Origin of the sequence: Ottowia flava (assembly GCF_008017535.1) — a bacterium.
Taxonomy (GTDB): Bacteria; Pseudomonadota; Gammaproteobacteria; order Burkholderiales; family Burkholderiaceae_C; genus Ottowia; species Ottowia flava.
On sequence record NZ_VRUA01000031.1, the window covers coordinates 1 to 20,088 of the forward strand.

The window sequence follows — 20,088 nt, forward strand, 5'->3', positions numbered from 1 at the left end:
GTACATGGCAGAGAACCTGGCGTCCATCTGGGCCAGAGCATCGTTGACCCATTGGCGGATCGGCCGCAGCGGGTGGTCGGCCGGCACAAAGCTCTCCAGCCTGACCGTGGTGAACAGCGACTCGTTGTACCCGTCTGCTCCTCGCATGCTGTGATCAATCCCTGTTTGACGACGCATCGATGATCGGTGACGACCAAGCCAAGGTCGATAGGTATTTCAACGGCCTGCTAGCTTGAACAACGGCGGTGGCAGTGGCTTTGCGGGTTTGAACCAAGCCGACCGCTTTTCAGCGAGCACGGGTGCGGTGGGGACCGTATGTTACGGCGGCAACGCGGGCACCACAGGCACTGCCGGCGGCTGCGGCAGTGGCGGCGGCGGGGGCGGTACACCCACCGGCGGCGGGGCTGGGGACGCGAACAGCAGCGGAGCCAATGGCGGCGGCGGCGGCGGCTATGGCGGTGGTGGCGGTGGCGGCGGTTTTTTTGAGCAACTGGGTGGCAACGGCGGTGGTAGCCCCTCTACCGCGAACGGTGCGTCAGGCACTTCGGCCGCGCAACACACCAGCGGCGGCGGGGGTGGCTGGGCCGGCAGCACCGCTTTCGCGCACAGCGGCGGCGGGGGCGCTGCCTACGACGTTGCCGGTTGGCCCGGTGGCGATGCCAACGGCGGTATCTACAACAAAAGCGGCGCCACGCTGGTGATGACCGGCAACACGCGCGTGACCAATAACGTGGCCGCAGGCGGCGGTGGCAGCGGCCGCAACCCAGTGACGGGCGGTAACAACAACGGTGGCCGGGGCGTGGGTGGGCTGTGGAACGACGGCGCGCTGTACCGGGGCGCGACCGTGGTCATCAGCGGCAACCTGGCTGCCAGCGGCGGGGCAGGTGGCGGCGGCACTGTTCCCAACCCGATACCTGATCTCTATTGGGGTTCCCCGCAGACCGGCTGGGTCCTGGAAGTGGCCGTCACCGGCAGTGGCAGCGTGTCGGCGGACACCGTGGCCACGCCCAGCATGGGCGGCATCAGCGGTTGCGCCAGCACCGGCGGCGCGGCCTGCGTGGCCGGTTACGAGGCGGCTCAAGTGGCGGCTCAGGTCACCCTGACGGCCACCGCGCCGGCGGGCGGGACCTTCACCGGCTGGGGCGGCGCGTGCAGCGGCACGGCCCTCACCTGCACTGTCGCCATGGACCGGGCGCGCAGCGTGACCGCCACGTTTGCCGGCGGACCCGCAGTTGCGGTGCCGACGCTGGGCGCATGGAGTCTGGCGCTGCTGGGCCTGATGGCCGCGGGCCTGGCCGGGCGTGGGCTGCGCGGGCGACGCAGCCTGTAACAGGCGCGCTGCGTGCCGCCGCACAGGGTGGCAGCGCAGGGCACTTCACTCCTGATTCAGGAGCTGTTAGCGCTTATCCACTAAGCGCTGGTGCCGGATTTGGCTGGACGCCCATTGCTGCGGTGCTCGCCGGGCGGGTGTGCCCGGCGCCGGCCTGCCTGGTTGCGAGCAGGCGCTGCAAAAGCGGTAGCTGCCTGCGCTTGCCAGACGCGGCTTACAAGCTCATTTAACTAAGAATCGCCGGGTGCCGACGGCGCGCGCCAGCCGTTCAGGTGGCGGCTGGCGCCGTCGTTGGGGCAGCCTCAAGCGCCTGGCGGCGTGCCCAGGCTTTTTCGTGGAAGAAGAAGGCGACGGCCTGCACCGTCGGTTCGAGCAGGCTGAGCGTCAGCGCCATCCACGCGTCGCCCGTCACCGCGTAGGCGACGGCTGCGGCCACGGTGATGTGCATCACGTAGTAGCTGGCAGTCTTTTTCAGCGTGAACAGGTTGCGGCGGGCGAAGTCGGTCATGGTGGAATCCCTCACAGTTCAATAGCAAATGATAATCATTCTCATTTGAAAGCGCCAATGCAATCTTTCAATGACGCCAATCGTCTCGCTGCATGCAGTGCCAGCCGGCGCCCGCGGCCATGGCGCCGCGCACCGCCATGGCCCGCGCTTATCATCCCGCTACCGGGCTCGCGGGGCCCGCTCAAGAGGAGAGTCGCGATGGCGCTGATGGATTTCATCAAGAAGCAGTTTCTGGACGTCCTGCAGTGGACGGAAGACGGCGACGGCACGCTGGCCTGGCGCTACCCCATGGCCGACATGGAAATCCAGAACGGCGCGACGTTGGTAGTGCGCGAATCGCAGATGGCGATGTTCGTCAACGAAGGCCAGGTGGCCGACGTGTTTGGCCCCGGCACCTACAAGCTGACCACGCAGACGCTGCCGGTGCTGACCAACCTGAAAAACTGGGACAAGCTGTTCGAATCGCCGTTCAAAAGCGATGTGTATTTCTTCAGCACGCGCCAGCAGATCGACCAGAAATGGGGCACGCCGCAGCCGATCAGCATCCGCGACAAGGAATTTGGTGCGGTGCGCCTGCGTGCGTTCGGCAACTACGCCTACCGCATCGTTGACCCGAAGAAGTTCTACACCGAGATCTCGGGCACGCGCGAACGCTACAGCGCCGAGGAGCTGGACGGCCAGCTGCGCGGGCTGGTCATGCAGCAGATCAGCGTCGCCATCGCGCAGAGCAACATTCCCTTCCTGGATTTGGCGGCCAACCAGCTGCTGTTTGCGCAGGCGCTGTCGCAGGCGCTGGCCCCGGCGATGGAAGGCTACGGCCTGAAGCTGGAGGCGATGACGGTGCAAAGCATCTCGCTGCCCGACGAGCTGCAGAAGGTGCTGGACCAAAAGATCGGCATGGGCATGGTCGGCGGCGACATGGGCAAGCTGATGCAGTACCAAACCGCGCAGGCCATCCCCAAGATGGCCGAAGGCGTGGGTGCGGGCGGTGACGCCGGTGGCCTGGCCGGAGCGGGCCTGGGCATGGGCGCGGGCGTGGCGATGGGGCAGATCCTGGCGCAGAACATGCAGTCGGCGCTGCAGGGCGGCGGAGGTGCCCCGGCGGCGGGCGCTGCGGCCGCGCCTGCGCCGGTCGGCGTGAAGCCCGAGGACGTGATGGCCACGCTGGAAAAGCTGGGCGAACTGAAGACCAAGGGCATCCTGACGCAGGAAGAGTTCGACGCCAAGAAGGCCGAGCTGCTCAAGAAACTGGTCTGACGCTATTTATTTGGTAGCTGCCTGCGCAGATGTGCGTAGGGCTGGCGGCCAAAATCGCTTAAAAAACCTCTCTGCATGGCCGAGACCGGCACCCAGCGCCTGTACCGCGCGCCCTGCCCCGCCTGCGGCGCGCCGGTGGTGTTCCAGAGCGCGCAGGCCACGCACGCCGTCTGCGGCTATTGCCGCAGCGTGGTGGTGCGCAGCGGCGATGCGCTGCAGCGCGTGGGCCAGGTGGCCGAGGTGTTCGACGACCACAGCCCGCTGCAGATCGGCGCCAGCGGGCGCGTGCCCGTCGACGGGCGTGAACAAGCCTTCACCCTGATCGGCCGTGTGCAGCTGGAAGGCGATGCCGGGCGCTGGACCGAGTGGACGGCAATGCTGCCGGATGGCCGTACTGGCACGTTGAGCGAAGACAACGGCGCCTACGTCTTCACGCAGGACGCGCAGATCCGGCAGCCGATTCCGCACGCAGGCAGCTTTACGGTCGGCGACGAGACGGTGCTCGACGGCGCGCCCTGGAGCGTGGCCGCCAGCGTGCGGGCGCGCGTGGTGTCGGCCGAAGGCGAGCTGCCGGGCGGCGCGCCGCCAGGCCGGCCGTTCCAGGTGGTCGAGCTGCGCAACGCCAGCGGCGAAGTGCTGGCCATCGACTACGCCAACGACCCGCGCACGGCCCAGCGCGGCCGCAGCGTGCGCCTGGACGCGCTGGCCATGCAAGGCCTGAAGGCCGAGTCCGCGCGCGAAGACACCGATGCGCGCCAGTTCAGCTGCCCCAACTGTGGCTCGCCCGTGGCGGTGCGGCTCGAAAGCACCAAGGCTGTGACCTGCCCGCAATGCCGCCACGTGATCGACGTGACGCGGGGCATCGGCGGTGAGCTGAAGCACGCTGCCCAGCACCAGCGCGTGCAGCCGACGCTGGCGCTGGGCAGCATCGGCCGCTTTGCCGGCAAGCCGTGGCAGCTGGTGGGTTTCCAGCGACGCAGTGGCAGCGAAGACGGCGAAGGCTTTGAGTGGGACGAGTACCTGCTCTACAACGCCGAGCAGGGTTTCCAATTTCTGGTGGACTCGTCGGACGGCTGGAGTCTGGTGCGGCCGACCACCGGCGCGCCCGCGTACAAGCCGCGCAGCAGCACGGCGACTTACGAAGGGCGCAGCTACCAGCGCGAATCCACTTACACCGCCAGCACCGACTATGTCGAGGGCGAGTTCTACTGGCCCGTGAAGGCAGGCGACCGCAGCCGCAACACCGACTTTCTCTCGCCGTCCACCCAAGGCACGGGCGTGCTCTCGCGCGAGCAGACCGGCAGCGAGGTGACCTGGTCGGCCGGCACCCGCATCCCCGCGAGCGAAGTGCGCCAGGCGTTCGGGCTGGCGGCCCTGCGCTCGGCGGGTGACGCGACGCCATGGACGCCCGAGATGACGCGCGCGCTGATCATCCTGATCGTCTTCATCCTGGTCTTCGGCCTGGTGGTGACGGCCATCATCGCCGCGAGCGACGGCCCAGGCGGTGGCGGCGGACGCAGCGTGGGGGGCTCGTACGGCGGCTACACCAGCGGAGGCAGCCACAAATGAGGCTGACCGCATCGATCCATCGGCCCGGCGAACGCCTGGCCAGCAACCACGGAAGGAACCCTTGTCATGTGGGGAATTGAATGGCTTCGGCCCGCGGCGTTCGCGGGCTCCATCCTGTACGCGCTGATTGGCGTGGCGATCTTCTGGCTGTGCTTCATCATCGTCGACAAGCTCACGCCCTACGACCTGTGGGCCGAGATCGTCGAGAAGCAGAACCGCGCGCTGGCTATGGTGGTGGCCGCCATGTGTCTGGGCATCTCGATCATCGTCGCGGCCGCCATCCACGGCGGATGAGGGCCGCGGCGTCGGCGTCGCCCTGCGCCAGGCGGGGCGTGCGGTGAAAGGCGGCACCCCGGCTGCCCTGCTGGCCTACGGTCTGTGGGGGCTCGCGCCGCTGTACTTCCGCCTCATGGCGCCCGCCAGCGCGCTGGAGGTGGTCGCGCACCGCGTGGTGTGGTCGCTGATCCTGCTGGCGGCGTTGCTGTGCGCGCGCCGCCAGGTCGGGGCGCTGTGGCGTCGGCTGGATGCGCCCACGTTGGTGCGCTTTGCGCTGGCCGCGCTGCTGGTCAGCATCAACTGGGTCACCTACGTCTGGGCCGTGACGCACGGCCACGCGCTGGACGCCAGCCTGGGCTACTTTCTGCTGCCGCTGGTCAACGTGGCGCTGGGCGTGCTGGTGCTGGGCGAGCGGCTGGCGCGCGCCGAATGGATTGGCGTGGCGCTGGCGGCGGCGGGCGTGGCCTGGCTGGGCTGGGCGTCGCCGCGCTTTCCGTGGGTGGCGCTGGTGCTGGCCTTCAGTTTCGGCATCTATGGGCTGATCAAGAAGCGCACCACGCTGCCACCGGCTGAAGGGCTGGCGCTGGAAACCGCCTTGATCGCCCTGCCCGCGCTAGCGGTGCTGCTGTGGCTGGGCACGCATGGCGAACTGGCCTTCGGCCACCTCTCGCGCGGGCTGGACGCGCTGCTGATCAGCACCGGCTTCATGACCACGGTGCCGCTGGTCGCCTTTGCCTACGCAGCGCAGCGCCTGTCGATGGCGGCCATGGGCATGCTGCAGTACATCTCGCCCTCGCTGCAGTTCGTGCTGGGCGTGTTCATCCTGCACGAGCCGATGGACGCGCGGCGGCTCGTCGGCTTCGTTGCCGTCTGGGCCGGGCTGGCGGTGTTCACGCTGGCGGCGCTGCTGCGCAAGCGCCGCAGTGCACCGCCGGGGCCGATACAGCCCGGTTGAACGTCGGCGCCGTGCAGGGCGCACGCCAGGCGTGTCGGACAACGCCGCGAGCTGCGCCCGCGGCCTTCTTGGCGACACGGTGCGGCGCTAGGATGATCGGCTGACCGATACACCCGACTGGAGGTTTTTGACATGGCATTGCTCGATACCCTGCAACAAATCCTGGCCAACGCCACCAACCCCGATCCCAAGCACGTGGATCAGATTTCGCGCGAGGCGCCCAAGGACCAACTGGGCGCCGGCGTGGCCGACGCACTGCGTTCGGACCAGACGCCCGACCTGGGCGACACGCTGGCCGGCCTGTTCGAAAAGGCTTCGCCGCAAGACCGCGCCGACATCCTGAACATGCTGACCGAGAAGTTCGGCGCTGGCGCCCTGGCCGGTGTGGCCGGTGGCGCGCTGGCCGGGCACGAAGGCCCGAGCACGCCGATGGTTGACGCCACCAAGGCCGGCCAGCTCACGCCCGCCCAGGTGCGCGACGTGGCCGTGGCCGCCGAGCAGGGCGAGCCGGGCATCATGGACCGCATCGGCAATTTCTATGCCGAGCACCCCGATCTGGTGAAGACCTTGGGCGCAGGCGCGCTGATGGTGGCGCTGGCCCGCTTCAAGAACAACATGGGGCGTTGAAGGTAGGCGGCCACTGTGCCGCGCGCCCATGCTGAACCCGCCCTGGTGGCGGGTTTTTTTTTGTTGTGGCGGGGGGTGCTGTTTGGATTTTTGGATGAAATCGGCTGTAGCACTCACGGGTCGGGCGCAGATAGCTATTGAATTTGCAGTTATTCGTTCGTTGCGCGCTCGTTGGGCGTTGTCGCTTGACCGAAGTTGGGAGGCCGGGACATGCGCCCGGCGGCGCACCTTCTTTTCTTGACTCGCCAAGAAAAGAAGGCAAAAGAAGGCGACCCCACTGGACGCGTCCCCTCCGCTTCGCTGCGGGGCAACCTGCGATGCTCGATCGAGCGGTGGCGCTGCAGAACTCGCTTCGCGCCATTGGCGCTTCGCTCAGACAACTGCAGCGAGTCAGAGCGCGCAGCGCGGGCATCCTTCGGTGCCCGCGCCCACCGCCCGCTCTGCGCTTCTCGGCACGTCCAGAGGGGTGGCAAGCCCATCCGGGCCATCGCTGCGCTCGGCCCTGGATTCGCGGCCGAGCGCAGCGATGGCCCGAGTGGCTGTTCATCACCCCTTGAGGCTGCGCCTGCGGCGCGGTTCTGGCGGGGTGGCGGTTGCACCGAAGGATGCAGCCGCTTCGTGAACTGACTGGCCGCGGTTGTTTGAACGGAGCTGCAAAGCAGCGAAGTGAGTTCTGCGGCCCACCCCGCCAGAAGTGCGACGCAGGTTTGCCCCGCTGCGCAGCAGCGGGGTCGCAGACGTGGGGTCGCCTTTCTTTTGGGGACTTTTCTTTGGCGAAGCAAAGAAAAGTGCCTCGGCCGCCGGGCCGAAACCCGGCCTCCCAAACCCAATCCACCACGCGCACTCCAATCCGCACACCCGCCCTGGTGCCAGCGCTCCTCCCAAGATCTCAAGAAAAGCGCTTCCCGCCCAAGCCCAACCTGCGCAACCAGCTCCTCCATCCATAGCAACCCCCACCAGCCGAGCAGCCGGGTACAGTGGCGCCTTCACCCGCCGCCCCGAACCCATGTCCGTGCCAGCCACCGCAGCGTCCGTCGCCGAGCCTGAAGACGCGCCGCCGACCCGCCGCGGCCCGCACCCGACCGAGCTGGCGCTGCTGGCCAGCGTGTTCGTCGTGGCCGCCTGCGGCCTGCTGTACGAACTGGCGGCGGGCGCCATCGCCAGCTATGTGCTGGGCGACTCGGTGCTGCAGTTCTCCACCATCATCGGCACCTACCTGTTTGCGATGGGCATCGGCAGCTACCTGTCGCGCTTTTTCGAGCGCCAGCTGCCCGCGCACTTCCTGCGCATCGAACTGCTGGTGGCGCTGGCCGGCGGGCTGCTGCCGGTGGCGCTGTTTCTGGCCAATGCCTACGCGCCGGGCGCGTTTCGGGTGCTGCTGTATGGGCTGGTGCTGCTGGTGGGGATGCTGGTCGGGCTGGAAATCCCGCTGGTGATGCGCATCCTGCGGCGCAACGTGCAGCTGAAAGAGCTGGTGTCGCAGGTGCTCACCTTCGACTACCTGGGCGCATTGGCCGTGTCGCTGGCCTTCCCGCTGGTGCTGGTGCCGCAACTGGGGCTGATCCGCACCGGGCTGGTGTTCGGCCTGCTGAACGCCGCCGTGGCGGTGTGGGCGCTGTGGCTGTTCCGCGGCGAGCTACGCCAGTGGAAGATGCACGCGGCCGCCTGCGCGCTGACCTTGGCGCTGCTGCTGGCCGCGCTGGCCGGCGCCGGACAGATCACCACACTGACCGAAGACCGCCTGTACGCCGACCGCGTGGTGTTTGCGCAGACCACGCCGTACCAGCGCATCGTCGTCACGCACAACGCGGGCGCGGGCAAGACCGGCCACCGCCTGTTCCTGAACGGCAACCTGCAGTTTGCCGAACGCGACGAATACCGCTACCACGAAGCCCTGGTTCACCCCGCCATGGCCGCGCACGGTGCGCCCAAGAAGGTGGCGGTGCTGGGCGGCGGCGACGGTATGGCCGTGCGTGAAATCCTGAAGTACCCGAGCGTCGAGCAGATCACCCTGGTCGAGCTGGACCCGGCCATGACGACGCTGTTTCGCGACCAGCCGGAGTTGGCGACGCTGAACGGCGGCGCGCTGAAGTCGCCCAAGCTGCGCACCGTGAACACCGATGCGTTTCAGTGGTTGGGCAGCACGGACGAGGTTTTTGACGTCGTGGTGGTCGATTTCCCCGACCCGACCAACTTCAACATCGGCAAGCTCTACACCGCCAGCTTCTACGCCCTGCTGGACCAGCGCCTGTCAGCCAGCGGCTACGCGGTGGTGCAGACCACCTCACCGCTGATCGCGCGCCAGACTTTCTGGACGGTGGTGCAAACCATCGAAGCCGCCGGCCTGCGCACCGCGCCGTACCACGCGCACGTGCCCAGCTTCGGCGAGTGGGGCTTCGTCATCGCGAGCCGCAGGCCCTGGCGCCTGCCCACAGAGCTGCCACCCGGCCTGCGCTTCTTGACGCCGCAGACGCTGCCGCTGCTGTTCGACTTTCCGACCGATATGGCGCGCGTGCCGGCAGAGGTGAACCGGCTGTCGAACCAGGTGTTGGTGCACAGTTACGAGGCCGAATGGGGGCGCGTGCACGAGTAGTGCGGCGCCCCTTGCGCAGAACTCAGGTCTTCGCCGTGACACGCTCGCGTCGCTGGCGGCGCGCCGCTGTGGCAGCCAGCACGCAACCCATTGCGATGAGCATCCATTCGCCGAGCGCGGGCACCGCCACTGGCGGCGCCGCACGGGGCGCAGCGTTGTGGGTCAGGGTGTAATCGCCAAGGGCTAACTCAAGGGGAAATTGTTGGGTGTCGATATCGGTCGGGGCGACGGTGGTTGCCACGATCACGTAGTTGCCTGCGGCGTGCGTGCCGCTCAGCACGTCGCTCCAGTCAGTCCCGCTCACGTCTGAGCCTTCGGCGATGAAGCTGGTGCAGGGGCTGGAGGGCACGAACGGTTCACGGTGGAGCTGGACCACCGGATCCAGCAGGCCGGTCGGCGAGAGCACCGGATTCATGCTGATGTCCAGCGTGCCGCCCGCATGCGTGATGGGGTAGGTGTCGTAGGCGTAGGTGCCGGTCGGGGTGGTGCAGGGCGAAGCAGTTTGCGTCCGGTCGAAGACCGGGTCGGTGGCGCTCAGGCTGCCGCTGACCGTGGTCTGGGCGTAGAGCGTGGTGCTGGCCAAAAGACAGCTTGCGGCAATGCCGGCGAGGCGGGTGCGGCGCAAAGACATGGGATTTCCTTCCTTCCTGGGCGGCCCTTGCCGGACCTTGGTGTGTTGTTCGCTGCGGTGCGAGGTGCTGTACCAAGCATTGCAAAGCGGCCCTACTGCCGGCTGAATGTAAATCAAAGGTATTGATCAATGTGAAAATTGACTACTTTTGATGTATCGTTTGCGCGACACACGGTGCAGGGCGCCAGCGACAATCGATGGGGTGTCCCGCCGCCGCTTCGCTACCTCGTCCGCCAGTCAAGGTGGCACACTCTCAGCCCCGCTCACACGCCGGACAGCGATGATCGGTCTGGCATCACCCTTGCCGGTATTGACCGGCTGCGATTTTTTGAAGGGCGCTGACGCGATCTCGGGCACCTACACCGGCGTCGCCCAAGACCGCGGCCACCTGCTGCGCGAACCTTCGGCCGAGCGCCCGCCCGATATCACCCACCGCGTGCACACGGTGATCGCCGGTGGCGGCATCGCAGGCTTGGCGGCGGCGCGGGCTCTGCGGCTGCGCGGGCACGACGACTTCGCGCTGCTGGAGCTGGAAGACGCGCCCGGCGGCAACAGCCGCGGCACGCAGGTCATGGGCATCGCCTGTCCGCAGGGCGCGCACTACCTGCCACTGCCGGGCGACGACGCGCGCGAAGTGCAGGATTTGCTGGAAGAGCTGGGTCTGCGCCGCCGTGTGGCCGGGCGCTGGCAATACGACGAACGGCATTTGTGCCACAGCCCGCAGGAGCGGCTGTTTTTCAACGGCCAATGGCAGGACGGGCTGCTGCCGGTGCAGGGCGTGGGTGCCGACACGCTGGCGCAGTACCGGCGCTTTGCCGCGCTGGTGGCCGATGCGCAGCGCCGGGCACACTACGCCATTCCGGTGCTGCGCAGCCAGTTCGCGCCCGACCAGCTTGCGCAGGACGCTATCACTTTCAAAGCGTGGCTGGACCAGAAAGGCTTCACCGACGCGCGCCTGCGCTGGTATTTGGACTACGCGTGTCGCGATGATTTCGGTGCCGGCCTCGGCGCGGTGTCGGCCTGGGCCGGGCTGCACTACTTCGCCAGCCGACACGGCTTTCAGGCGCCGGGGGACGGTGACGACGGCCCGCACGACGCCGTGCTGACCTGGGCCGAAGGCAACGGCTGGCTCAGTGCGCGCCTGGCCGCGCCGCTGGGCGAGCGCCTGCATACCGGGCGCGTGGTGCGGCGCATCGCGCCCGAGCGCGAGGGCGTTGCCGTCGACGCGATCGACGTCGCCAGCGGCCGCACCGAACGCTGGCTGGCGCGCCAGTCCATCGTCGCGCTGCCGCTGCACGTGGCCGCGCGGGTGGTGCAACCCGCGCCCGAAGCGCTGCGCCAGCTGGCGGTCGGCGTGCGCAGCGCGCCATGGGTGGTGGCCAACCTGCGCCTGCGCGCGCCGCTGCAGGACCGCCCCGGCGCCGCGCCGAGCTGGGACAACGTCATCTACGGCGGCGCCGGTCTGGGCTACGTCGACGCCATGCACCAGAGCCTGCGCCCCGTGCCCGGCCCGACGGTGCTGACCTGGTACCGCGCGCTGGGCGATGCGCCAGACGCACGCGCCGCGCTGCTGAACGCGCCCTGGTCGGCCTGGCGCGACGCCGCGCTGGCCGAGCTGGCCGCCGCGCACCCCGACCTGGTACGCAAGACGCTGCGCATCGACGTCACCCGCTACGGCCACGCCATGGCCGTGCCGGCGCCAGGGGTTTTGAGCCAAATCGACCGCTGGCGCAAGCTGGTTGCGCGCAATCAGCTATTGAAATCAGAGCATCTGGTGGCCGCGCAGTTCGCCGATGCCCCGCGCCTGGCGTTCGCCCACAGCGACTGGGCGGGCTATTCGGTGTTCGAAGAAGCCTTCACCTTGGGCCACGCGGCCGGGCTGGCGCTGGCCTGAGAGCGTCCCCGGTGGCGGGCGGACAAGCGCTTGTCTGACAGCCACGCGCTCGCCACGCGGCCTACAGTTTGTGTTGAACACATCAGCCAGCCGCGCACACTGCGATGCCGGCGGCGCAACCAGGAAATCCCACCATGGCCTCCAAGAAAGCTTCCCCCTCCAAGACCGACAAGTCGCCCAAAGTCGCCCCTACCCGACTGATGTTGAACGAAGCCGGGCTGAAGGCCGCGCGCTCCAGCCTGGACGATGGCGCCGTTACGCCGCACAACAATGGCCCCTGGGTCAAGGACATCATCCAGCTGCTCAACGATTCGCTGGCGACCGAGCTGGTCTGCGTGCTGCGCTACAAGCGCCACCACTACATGGCCAACGGCATGACTTCGCCCGCCATCGCGCAGGAATTTCTGGTACATGCGCAAGAAGAGCAGGGCCACGCCGACCGCATTGCCGAGCGCATCGTGCAACTGGGTGGCGAGCCCGACTTCAACCCCGCCACGCTGCTCTCGCGCAGCCACGCCGACTACGACGCTTCGGGCGATCTGAAGGCCATGATCCGCGCCAACCTGATCGCCGAGCGCGTGGCCATCGAGGCGTACAGCCAGATGGTCGACCTGATCGGCGACAAGGATCCGACCACCAAGCGCTTGGTCGAGCAGATCCTGAACGACGAGCAGGAACACGCTGAAGAACTGGCCACCTGGCTGGCGATCTGAGGCGCGCGGTCGCGCCACGCGCGGCGCTCGCACTCGGTCACGGCCTGTACACAGTTCTTTACCAAGTGAGGGTGCACGCCGGCGGAACTTCCCTCAGGCCCGCCACTCAGATACCGCATAGCCAGCCAACGCCGGCCCTTGAATTTCAGCCCTGTCACCCTAACTGCTTATTCGAACTCACGCTGCCGAGCCATCCGACCGCCTAGGTCGATTGACCCACCTGTAACGCACTTCCTCCTCCCTCCCTCCTCCTCCTTCGTTTCAGGTCGCTCCGGCAGCTTTTTTATGCCGCAAGACGCCGCCCAGCCACCGCGCTGAGGCGGCGTTTTCCGTTGGGCGGTGGCGTTGCGCGTAACGCCACGCGTCTGGCGCGAGTTGCGCGCGGATCAGCGAAGGAAGGAACGCGCGGCGGGTGCCGGCGTCAGGCGGTCGGCACGGTCTCGGCGAAGCTGGGCCGCTGCATCAAGCGCTCGTCCAGCAGGCGCGCCAGGTTCTCGTGGCGGCTGCGCCAGTCCAATTCGGGAAAGCGGAAGTCCAGGTAGCCCAGCGCGCAGCCCACGGCGATATCGGCCAGCGTGGGGTGTACGCCGCTGGAGCACCATGGCTTGTCGCCCAGGCCGGCGCTCATCGCGGCCAGGGCGTCGTCCACCTTGCGCATCTGCCGGTCGACCCAGGCCTGGCTGCGTTCACCATCGGTGCGGCCGGGCCAGGTCTTTTCCAGGCGGGCCAGGATGGCGGCGTCGCACAGGCCGTCGGCCAGCGCTTCCCAGGTCTTGACCTCCACGCGCTGGCGGCCGGAAGGCGGGATCAGCTTGCCGACCGGCGACAAGGTGTCCACGTATTCGACAATCACACGCGAATCGAACACGGCGTCCTGCCCGTCCATCACCAGGCAGGGCACCTTGCCCAGCGGATTGGCTTCCTGGATCTGGGTGTCGGCCGCCCAGACGTTTTCGGGCACGAAGCGGTAGTCCAGCTTCTTTTCGGCCATGACCACGCGCACCTTGCGCACGTAGGGGCTGGAGAGGGCGCCGATCAAACGCATGTGAGGTCTTACCGTGGTGGATATGTGACAGAACGCTACGGACCATTCTAGGCCAACCCCGCCGCGCAGGCTGTCACGATCGGCAAGGCGCGGCGGGCGGGGCCACGCACCCCGGCTTTTACAATCCGGGCCATGGAACTCACCCCGCTGACCGCTGTTTCGCCGCTCGACGGCCGCTACGCCGCCAAACTTAGCGCCTTGCGCCCCATCATGAGCGAGCTGGGCTACATGCAGCGCCGCGTGCAGGTGGAGTTGGCCTGGTTCATCGCCTTGTCCGACGCGGGTTTCAGCGAATTCAAGCCGCTGTCCAAAGCCGCGCGCGCCTACCTCGCCGGCCTGCTGCGCGACTTCTCGCCGGCCGACGGCCAGGCCATCAAGGACATCGAGAAGACCACCAACCACGACGTGAAAGCCGTGGAGTACTGGATCAAGTCCAAGTTCGACGGCCAGCCCGAGCTGCAGGCCGCCGCCGAGTTCGTGCACTTCGCGTGCACCAGCGAGGACATCAACAACACCAGCCATGCGCTGCAGCTGAAAGCCGGACGCGACGCCGTGCTGCTGCCGCAGCTGGACGCCGTCATCGCCCGCCTGCGCGAGCTGGCGCACGCCTTCGCCGCCGTGCCCATGCTCAGCCGCACGCACGGCCAGACCGCCAGCCCGACCACCGTCGGCAAAGAATTGGCCAACGTCGTCGTGCGCCTGCAAGGCGCGCGCGCCAAGATCGCCGCCGTACCGCTGATGGCCAAGATGAACGGCGCCGTCGGCAACTACAACGCCCACCTGTCCGCCTGGCCCGACTTCGACTGGGAAGCCTTCAGCCGCCGCGTGGTCGAATCGCCCGCCGCCGGCGAGCCGGGCGCGGTCGACGGCCGCCCAGGCCTCGGCCTCACCTTCCAGCCCTACAGCATCCAGATCGAGCCGCACGACTACATGGCCGAGCTGTTCGATGCTGTGGCGCGCACCAACACCATCCTGATCGACCTGGCGCGCGACATCTGGGGTTACATCAGCGTCGGCTACTTCAAGCAAAAGACCAAGGCGGGCGAAATCGGCTCGTCCACCATGCCGCACAAGGTCAACCCGATCGACTTCGAGAACGCCGAGGGCAACCTGGGCCTGGCCAACGCGCTGCTGCGCCACCTGTCTGAAAAGCTGCCCATCAGCCGCTGGCAGCGCGATCTGACCGACTCCACCGTCCTGCGCAACATGGGCGTGGCGCTGGGCTACGCCGTGCTGGCCTACCAGTCGCTGATGACCGGCTTGAACAAGCTGGAGCTGAACGAAGCCGCCCTCGCCGCCGACCTGGACAGCAGCTGGGAAGTGCTGGCCGAGCCGATCCAGACCGTGATGCGCCGCTTTGGCGTGCCCGGTGCCTACGAAAAACTGAAGGAAGTCACGCGCGGCCAAGCCGTCACGCGCGAGGCGCTGCACGGGTTGATTCGCGGCCTGGACATCCCGCAGGCCGAGAAAGACCGCCTGCTGGCGATGACGCCGGGCAGCTATGTGGGCAGTGCCGAGGCGCTGGCGCGCCGCGTGTGACGCGCGCCGTGGCCTGTCCACGGTTTATTGGTCAAATAAGGCTGCAGCGCTACAACCACATGCGCAAGCAGCTACTTTATCTATAGCAAATTGCCTTGCCATGGCCCTGAAATCCACCGTCTTCAAGGCCGAACTGTCGATCGCCGACATCGACCACGCCTACTACGCCGACCACAGCCTGACCCTGGCGCGCCACCCCAGCGAGACCGACGAACGCATGATGGTGCGCCTGGCCGCGCTGGCGTTGAACGCGCACCAGGTCGAGTCCCTGTGCCACGGCGACGCGCGCATCGGCTTTGGCGCCGGCCTGTCCAGCCCGGACGAGCCCGACGTGCAGTTGACCGACTTCACCGGCCGCACGCGCCTGTGGATCGAAGTCGGCCAACCCGACGATAAGCCCATTGCCAAAGCCTGCAGCCGCGCCGACGCCGTGCAACTGTTCGCCTACGGCAGCGCCGCCGACGTGTGGTGGCGCGGCATCGAGGCCAAGCTGACGCGCCTGGACAAGCTGAGCGTCTGGCGCTTTCCTGCCGCCGACGCGCAGGCCCTGGGCCAACTGGCCGAACGCAGCATGGCGCTGCAGGCCACGCTGCTGGATGGCGTGCTAACGGTGTCGGGGGACAAGGGGAGCGTGAGTTTGGAGGCGGTAAGGTGGAAGTGACAGCGCTCCCTATGCTGAGCGAGCCCATGAAGGTGATGTGATGCCGCGCATTTCCGCCCGCCAGCGTTTGTGCCTGCGCCCACTGTCAGCAGAGCTGATTCATTCGGTGGCGCGCCGCGTTTTTCCGAAGCGCAACGACTATGGCGTTGACCCGGGCCTTTTCGAAGAGTTGGTACCCGATCTTGATCAGTTGGGCGTTCGGACCGCTGGTCACCTCAAGCGCATTTTGACCAAGCATCGCCGTGCACTGCTGCGAGATGACCGCAGCCGATTGGCCCCTTGGGAAGAGCGCATGTTCAGCGAGATGTTTGGCGCTGAATTTGTTCGCGATGCGGTAAGGCGTCAATATTGGTTCGCGCTGCCAGCGATGATTTGGAATGCCATGGACAGCGAATTTGGGTCAGAGGTGGTGGAACGCATCAGGCCAGTGGTCACAAAGGACGAATCCGTTTCTACAGCAGATTCGTAGCAAAGGGAGGACGGGTTAGCAGCAGCGGGGACGGGCGCACTGCCACGCCGCTCCCGCCGAAGTCTTTAGCACGGCATCGCTGCCCCGCACGCCCAGCACTGCTCAAACCCACCCTCAATTCGCTCACCGCAGGCCGCGCAAGTCCACTGACGCTGCGGCACGCGCTCCAGCTCGTCCAGCAGGGCGCGCGCGGCGGCGTGGTGTTCGCCGTGGCGCAGCCAGATCTCGGGCAGGCATTGGTCGGGCGGCAATTCCCCGGCGACGCTGCCGAGGTAGCGGCGCTCCACGGTGGCAGGGTAACCGGCTTCGCACAGCAGATCGGCCCAGATCTGGGCGATGGCGGCGTTGGGGGCGGAACGCAGGCGGCGCATGAAGACACTGTGCCCGAGGGCGCGCGCCGTGGTCAAGGCGGGGGTTTTATCGGTGAAAAAGGCCCTCAGCCTTACAGCTATCTACGCAAGCAGCTATTCAGTTAATAGCAAAAATCGGCCGGTCAGCGGGCAGCGCGGCCCCTGCTGCCAGCCGCCAGGTTCAGCGTTTGACTTTGCCGACGCCCGCGTCGACCGTACCGTAGACCGTTACGCCCGAAGTGGCGCCAGCGGTGTCGGGGTTGTGCACGTGGGTGCCGGCGCAGCCGGCCAGGCTGAGGCCCAGCAGGGCGGCGCATGCGGCGGCCACGCAAAAGCGCAGGCGGCTTGAGAAGCGGTGGCTTGGGGACATGGTGAACTCCTTGTGGGGCTCCCAGTATGCCCGCTGGGCGTGTCGGGCCGGTATCCGGGCGGACCAGGGGCGTGACAAAGCGTGTCGGCACGCGGGCTTCGCGGCGTGCGCCGCCGGGCCCGCGCCCTCACTCCGGCAGGCGCGCCCGCGGCAGCTTCCAGAAGGCGATGGCGCCGGCCGCGACCATGGCCGCCATGGTCAGCAGCGCGGCGGTGAAGGGCTCGACCCCGGCCGATTTGGCCAGCGACGCGGCCAGGCCGGTCACCCACTGCATCAGCGCGATGCCCAGGAACATGGCCATGGTGAACAGCGACAGCGCGCGCCCACGCATGTGCTCGGGGTAGGCATCGCGCACGTAGCCGTACTGCAGCACGCCGTAGCCCGACAGCATGCCGTAGGCAATGGCCAGGGCCACGTCCAGCGCCGCGTGGTGCAGGAGCGCCATGGCCGCCAGCACAGTCGCCGCGACCAGCGCAAAGCCCAGCAGCCAGCGGATGCGCCGCGCGCCGCCCGGGTCCAGCCGGCCAAAGATCGCCGGGCTGACCATGCTGCCCAGCGTCATCGCCAGGGCGACGTTGCCGCTTTGCACCAGGCTGAAGCCGTGGCGTTCGATCAGCAGCGGCCCCAGCCACAGCCCGCGCAAGGTGATGAAGCCGGCGTAGGCCACGGCGGCGTAGGCCACCAGGCCCAGCGTCCATGGCTCCTTGAACAGGCTGAGCAGCTGCAGCATGGCCTTGAGGGGCGATGGGGGCGGCGGCGCGTCGGCCGGCGGCGCGGGGCGCGCCGGTTCACGCACCAGCCACCACATGCCGGCCCAGGCCAGCGCCGACGCCACCGCCAGCACGCCATAGCCCCAGCGCCAGTTGCTGACCTCGATCAGCCAGGCCAGCGGCGTCGCCGTGGCCAGCACGCCCAGGCCGCTGATGCTCATGATCAACCCGGACGTGGCCGTGAAGCGGTCGGCCGGGAAGTAACGGCCGATGAACACCGTGCACACCAGAAAGGCCGGGGCGCAGCCGGTGCCGATCAGCACCTGCCCCAGCATCAACCAGCCAAAGCTGGGCGCGTTGGCCGAGACCATGGCGCCGATCACCGCCATCGGGAACGCCCACAGGATGGTGCGCCGCACGCCCAGCAGGTCGATCGACACGCCCATGACCAGTTGCATCACCCCGAACGAAAAGTGAAAGCTGGCCGCCCACAGCCCCAGCTGCTGCGGCGACAGCTGCAACTGGGCCACCAACGGCGGCCCCATGATGGCCGCGACGGTGCGAAACGCCTGGCTGAGCGTGAAGCCCATGGCCAACGCCAGCAGCATGGCCCAGGCCAGACGCGGGGCGATCGACTGCGGCCCTGCCACCTCGGGCGAAGGGGGCGGGTTCAGTTGCGGCATCTCACCCAAGATTCCGTGACAAAAGACATACACTGCACCGTAAGCTCACACGATCTTACGATTGAGCTTGCCGGTGGTGCACGGTGCGCCATCAGACACCCGGAGGAAAGACAATGACATTCAAACGTGCGAGTTGGGCGGCCCTGGCCGCAGCGGTGGTTCTGGCGGCCTGCGGCGGCGGTGACGATAACGGCTCGGGTTTCGACTTCAAGCGCGTGGTCGCCTTCGGGGATTCGCTCAGCGACGTGGGCACCTACAACGTCGGCACCGTCGCCATGGTGGGCGCGCAAACCGGCGGCGCCGGCCGTTGGACGGTCAACGATACCCGAGGCGGCCAAATCTGGGTGGAGCAATTGAGCGACCGGCTGGACGTGCCTGCCGCCTGCGCAGCCGAAACCGGCCTGCGGCCCAACAACCCGGCGATCACCGGCGCACCCGTGACGGCCCATGCGGGCTGCACCAACTACGCCCAAGGCAGCTCGCGCGTGGTGAGCGATCTGGGGCCGAACTCGGTCGGCATGCAGAAGTTCAAGGAAGTGAACATTGGTCTGCTGGCCAAGCCCGTCAAGGACCAGATGGCTGCGCACCTGGCCGCGGCCGGTGGCGGCTTCCGCAGCGATGACCTCGTGGTCGTCATGGCTGGCGCCAACGACATCTTCATGGAATTGGCCTTGATGGCGCCCATCAATCCGACCCAGGCGGTGCAGAACGTCGGCGTGGCCGGTGCCGAGCTGGGCAAGCTGATCCGCTCGGAAGTCGTGGACAAGGGCGCGCGCCACGTGCTGGTGCTGAACGTGCCCAACCTGTCGAAGACGCCGGGCATCCAGGCCAAAGGCGCCAACGCGGCCGCGCTGGCCGACACCATGACCCGCACCTTCAACGACCAGTTGGCCCAGTCGCTGCAAGGCGTGTCGCAAGTGCGCCTGGCCGATGCCTACGGTCTGGTCACCGACATGGTCACCAACCCGCGCAAGTACGAGCTGTCCAACGTGACCGACGTGGCCTGCGGACCCAACGCCCTCAGCACCGCGCCGAACGTGAACGGCACCTCGCTCGTGTGCAACAAGTCCAACCTGCTGGCCGGTGACCGTTCGCGTTACCTGTTCGCCGACGACGTGCACCCCACGCCCTACGCCCACCGCCTGTTCAGCGACTTTGCCGTCGAACAGATGCGCGACGCGGGCTGGGACGACTGATCGACGACCCACCGGCACGCCTCAGCCTGGCGCCGTCACGCCCTCCGGGGGCGGGCGGCGTTTTCTTTTTTTACGAACAAAATTGGGCTGTAGCCGTACAATCATCTGCGCGAGCAGCTACTGAATTCGTAGCGATCGCCGCGTGAGCACATCGCTCAGTGGTGGTGCCCATGCCCGCCGTGCACATGGCGGTGGGCAATCTCTTCCGCCGTGGCGGGGCGTACTTCCTTCACCGTCGCGGCAAAGCGGATCGCGTGGCCGGCCAAGGCGTGGTTGCCGTCCAGATGCACTTCCGGCCCCTTGATCTTCACCACGTTGTAGACCACCTGCTGGCCGTTCGGGCCCGCGCCCTGCAACTGGCCGCCCACCTTCACGCCGGGCGGGAACTGCGTCTTGGGGATGGTGGTCACCAGCGCTTCGTCGCGCTCGCCAAAGGCGTCGGCCGGGCTCAGTTCCATGTCCACCGCATGGCCCACGCCCTGGCCGTCCAGCGCCGCCTCCACCTTCGGAAACAGGTTGTCGTACCCACCGTGCAGGTAGGCCGTGGTTCCGCTGTCCAGCGGTTTTCCGGTCTGAGCGTCGGTGATCTTGTAGGCGATGGTGACGGCGGAGTCTTTGGTGATGGTCATGGTCTTCCACTAGGGATGGTGTTCAAAACACGATTGAAGCCAGCCGATAGCGGGCGGCTTGCCACGACATGAAGCAGCGCGGC

19 protein-coding genes and 2 pseudogenes are annotated in these 20,088 nt (G+C 67.5%); 13 read left to right on the forward strand and 8 right to left on the reverse strand.

Annotated features, from left to right (window positions below):
* A pseudogene (locus FVQ98_RS18625) lies at nt 1-147 on the reverse strand (IS5/IS1182 family transposase); the annotation flags it as partial.
* A gap of 118 nt (nt 148-265) precedes the next feature.
* Between FVQ98_RS18625 and FVQ98_RS20245 the strand changes: the two are divergent.
* The gene (locus tag FVQ98_RS20245) at nt 266-1,330 is read left to right on the forward strand and encodes an IPTL-CTERM sorting domain-containing protein (protein ID WP_187265804.1); all 1,065 of its coding nucleotides are present in this window, start codon (nt 266-268) and stop codon (nt 1,328-1,330) included.
* 268 nt (nt 1,331-1,598) lie between these two features.
* Here FVQ98_RS20245 and FVQ98_RS18635 read toward each other — a convergent pair whose 3' ends face one another.
* A complete protein-coding gene (locus tag FVQ98_RS18635; protein ID WP_147914959.1) occupies nt 1,599-1,838 on the reverse strand; it encodes a DUF2061 domain-containing protein in 240 nt (79 codons plus the stop codon).
* Between the two features lie 198 nt (nt 1,839-2,036).
* Between FVQ98_RS18635 and FVQ98_RS18640 the strand changes: the two genes are divergently transcribed.
* The 6 genes from FVQ98_RS18640 to FVQ98_RS18665 all read left to right on the forward strand — a co-directional run bounded on the left by FVQ98_RS18640 (nt 2,037) and on the right by FVQ98_RS18665 (nt 9,115).
* Entirely contained in the window at nt 2,037-3,095 is a 1,059-nt protein-coding gene (locus FVQ98_RS18640) for an SPFH domain-containing protein (protein WP_147914960.1), read from the forward strand.
* 75 nt (nt 3,096-3,170) lie between these two features.
* Nucleotides 3,171-4,664 carry a DUF4178 domain-containing protein gene (locus FVQ98_RS18645; RefSeq protein WP_147914961.1) on the forward strand — a complete coding sequence of 498 codons (1,494 nt, stop codon included), beginning with the start codon at nt 3,171-3,173 and terminating at the stop codon, nt 4,662-4,664.
* Between the two features lie 66 nt (nt 4,665-4,730).
* Complete coding sequence (locus FVQ98_RS18650) at nt 4,731-4,958, forward strand: DUF350 domain-containing protein (RefSeq protein WP_147914962.1); 228 nt, start codon at nt 4,731-4,733, stop codon at nt 4,956-4,958.
* 43 nt (nt 4,959-5,001) lie between these two features.
* Nucleotides 5,002-5,895 carry an EamA family transporter RarD gene (gene rarD / locus FVQ98_RS18655; RefSeq protein ID WP_147914963.1) on the forward strand — a complete coding sequence of 298 codons (894 nt, stop codon included), beginning with the start codon at nt 5,002-5,004 and terminating at the stop codon, nt 5,893-5,895.
* Nucleotides 5,896-6,027: 132 nt separating this feature from the next.
* On the forward strand, nt 6,028-6,522 hold the full coding sequence (locus FVQ98_RS18660; protein WP_147914964.1) for a hypothetical protein: 495 nt from the start codon (nt 6,028-6,030) through the stop codon (nt 6,520-6,522).
* A 1,006-nt stretch (nt 6,523-7,528) separates the two neighbouring features.
* Nucleotides 7,529-9,115, forward strand: a complete 1,587-nt coding sequence (locus tag FVQ98_RS18665; protein WP_147914965.1) for a polyamine aminopropyltransferase — start codon at nt 7,529-7,531, stop codon at nt 9,113-9,115.
* A 22-nt stretch (nt 9,116-9,137) separates the two neighbouring features.
* Here FVQ98_RS18665 and FVQ98_RS18670 read toward each other — a convergent pair whose 3' ends face one another.
* Complete coding sequence (locus FVQ98_RS18670; protein ID WP_147914966.1) at nt 9,138-9,746, reverse strand: IPTL-CTERM sorting domain-containing protein; 609 nt, start codon at nt 9,744-9,746, stop codon at nt 9,138-9,140.
* 280 nt (nt 9,747-10,026) lie between these two features.
* Between FVQ98_RS18670 and FVQ98_RS18675 the strand changes: the two genes are divergently transcribed.
* Nucleotides 10,027-11,640, forward strand: coding sequence for an FAD-dependent oxidoreductase (locus FVQ98_RS18675; RefSeq protein ID WP_147914967.1), 1,614 nt, complete (start codon nt 10,027-10,029; stop codon nt 11,638-11,640).
* A 200-nt stretch (nt 11,641-11,840) separates the two neighbouring features.
* A complete protein-coding gene (locus FVQ98_RS18680; protein WP_255507859.1) occupies nt 11,841-12,353 on the forward strand; it encodes a ferritin-like domain-containing protein in 513 nt (170 codons plus the stop codon).
* 421 nt (nt 12,354-12,774) lie between these two features.
* Here the strand turns inward: FVQ98_RS18680 and FVQ98_RS18685 are convergent, their stop codons facing one another.
* Nucleotides 12,775-13,398: a glutathione S-transferase family protein gene (locus tag FVQ98_RS18685; protein ID WP_147914969.1), complete on the reverse strand. Its 624-nt coding sequence runs from the start codon at nt 13,396-13,398 to the stop codon at nt 12,775-12,777.
* A gap of 132 nt (nt 13,399-13,530) precedes the next feature.
* Between FVQ98_RS18685 and purB the strand changes: the two genes are divergently transcribed.
* From purB to FVQ98_RS18700, 3 genes are all read left to right on the forward strand, one after another.
* Nucleotides 13,531-14,937, forward strand: coding sequence for an adenylosuccinate lyase (gene purB, locus FVQ98_RS18690; RefSeq protein WP_147914970.1), 1,407 nt, complete (start codon nt 13,531-13,533; stop codon nt 14,935-14,937).
* Nucleotides 14,938-15,037: 100 nt separating this feature from the next.
* A complete protein-coding gene (locus FVQ98_RS18695) occupies nt 15,038-15,598 on the forward strand; it encodes a YaeQ family protein (RefSeq protein ID WP_147914971.1) in 561 nt (186 codons plus the stop codon).
* Between the two features lie 40 nt (nt 15,599-15,638).
* Complete coding sequence (locus tag FVQ98_RS18700) at nt 15,639-16,067, forward strand: hypothetical protein (protein ID WP_147914972.1); 429 nt, start codon at nt 15,639-15,641, stop codon at nt 16,065-16,067.
* Nucleotides 16,068-16,132: 65 nt separating this feature from the next.
* Here FVQ98_RS18700 and FVQ98_RS18705 read toward each other — a convergent pair whose 3' ends face one another.
* From FVQ98_RS18705 to FVQ98_RS18715, 3 genes are all read right to left on the reverse strand, one after another.
* On the reverse strand, nt 16,133-16,438 hold the full coding sequence (locus FVQ98_RS18705) for a putative signal transducing protein (RefSeq protein WP_147914973.1): 306 nt from the start codon (nt 16,436-16,438) through the stop codon (nt 16,133-16,135).
* 160 nt (nt 16,439-16,598) lie between these two features.
* On the reverse strand, nt 16,599-16,787 hold the full coding sequence (locus tag FVQ98_RS18710) for a hypothetical protein (protein ID WP_147914974.1): 189 nt from the start codon (nt 16,785-16,787) through the stop codon (nt 16,599-16,601).
* A 127-nt stretch (nt 16,788-16,914) separates the two neighbouring features.
* On the reverse strand, nt 16,915-18,180 hold the full coding sequence (locus FVQ98_RS18715) for an MFS transporter (RefSeq protein WP_255507857.1): 1,266 nt from the start codon (nt 18,178-18,180) through the stop codon (nt 16,915-16,917).
* Nucleotides 18,181-18,455: 275 nt separating this feature from the next.
* Between FVQ98_RS18715 and FVQ98_RS18720 the strand changes: the two are divergent.
* Nucleotides 18,456-19,271, forward strand: a pseudogene (locus tag FVQ98_RS18720) (SGNH/GDSL hydrolase family protein); the annotation flags it as partial.
* Nucleotides 19,272-19,531: 260 nt separating this feature from the next.
* Here the strand turns inward: FVQ98_RS18720 and FVQ98_RS18725 are convergent.
* On the reverse strand, nt 19,532-20,005 hold the full coding sequence (locus FVQ98_RS18725; protein WP_147914976.1) for an FKBP-type peptidyl-prolyl cis-trans isomerase: 474 nt from the start codon (nt 20,003-20,005) through the stop codon (nt 19,532-19,534).
* Nucleotides 20,006-20,088: the final 83 nt, after the last annotated feature.

What these genes read in the sequence shown, in the direction of transcription:
- FVQ98_RS18645 (WP_147914961.1), top strand. Translation starts at nt 3,171, where the DNA reads ATGGCCGAGACCGGCACCCAGCGCCTGTACCGCGCGCCCTGCCCCGCC.
- FVQ98_RS18700 (WP_147914972.1), top strand. Translation starts at nt 15,639, where the DNA reads ATGCCGCGCATTTCCGCCCGCCAGCGTTTGTGCCTGCGCCCACTGTCA.
- FVQ98_RS18665 (WP_147914965.1), top strand. Translation starts at nt 7,529, where the DNA reads ATGTCCGTGCCAGCCACCGCAGCGTCCGTCGCCGAGCCTGAAGACGCG.
- purB (WP_147914970.1), top strand. Translation starts at nt 13,531, where the DNA reads ATGGAACTCACCCCGCTGACCGCTGTTTCGCCGCTCGACGGCCGCTAC.
- FVQ98_RS18675 (WP_147914967.1), top strand. Translation starts at nt 10,027, where the DNA reads ATGATCGGTCTGGCATCACCCTTGCCGGTATTGACCGGCTGCGATTTT.
- FVQ98_RS18715 (WP_255507857.1), bottom strand. Translation starts at nt 18,180, where the DNA reads ATGCCGCAACTGAACCCGCCCCCTTCGCCCGAGGTGGCAGGGCCGCAG.
- FVQ98_RS18705 (WP_147914973.1), bottom strand. Translation starts at nt 16,438, where the DNA reads ATGCGCCGCCTGCGTTCCGCCCCCAACGCCGCCATCGCCCAGATCTGG.
- FVQ98_RS18710 (WP_147914974.1), bottom strand. Translation starts at nt 16,787, where the DNA reads ATGTCCCCAAGCCACCGCTTCTCAAGCCGCCTGCGCTTTTGCGTGGCC.
- FVQ98_RS18640 (WP_147914960.1), top strand. Translation starts at nt 2,037, where the DNA reads ATGGCGCTGATGGATTTCATCAAGAAGCAGTTTCTGGACGTCCTGCAG.
- FVQ98_RS18635 (WP_147914959.1), bottom strand. Translation starts at nt 1,838, where the DNA reads ATGACCGACTTCGCCCGCCGCAACCTGTTCACGCTGAAAAAGACTGCC.
- FVQ98_RS18685 (WP_147914969.1), bottom strand. Translation starts at nt 13,398, where the DNA reads ATGCGTTTGATCGGCGCCCTCTCCAGCCCCTACGTGCGCAAGGTGCGC.
- FVQ98_RS18670 (WP_147914966.1), bottom strand. Translation starts at nt 9,746, where the DNA reads ATGTCTTTGCGCCGCACCCGCCTCGCCGGCATTGCCGCAAGCTGTCTT.
- FVQ98_RS18650 (WP_147914962.1), top strand. Translation starts at nt 4,731, where the DNA reads ATGTGGGGAATTGAATGGCTTCGGCCCGCGGCGTTCGCGGGCTCCATC.
- FVQ98_RS18725 (WP_147914976.1), bottom strand. Translation starts at nt 20,005, where the DNA reads ATGACCATCACCAAAGACTCCGCCGTCACCATCGCCTACAAGATCACC.
- FVQ98_RS18695 (WP_147914971.1), top strand. Translation starts at nt 15,038, where the DNA reads ATGGCCCTGAAATCCACCGTCTTCAAGGCCGAACTGTCGATCGCCGAC.
- FVQ98_RS18680 (WP_255507859.1), top strand. Translation starts at nt 11,841, where the DNA reads ATGTTGAACGAAGCCGGGCTGAAGGCCGCGCGCTCCAGCCTGGACGAT.
- FVQ98_RS18660 (WP_147914964.1), top strand. Translation starts at nt 6,028, where the DNA reads ATGGCATTGCTCGATACCCTGCAACAAATCCTGGCCAACGCCACCAAC.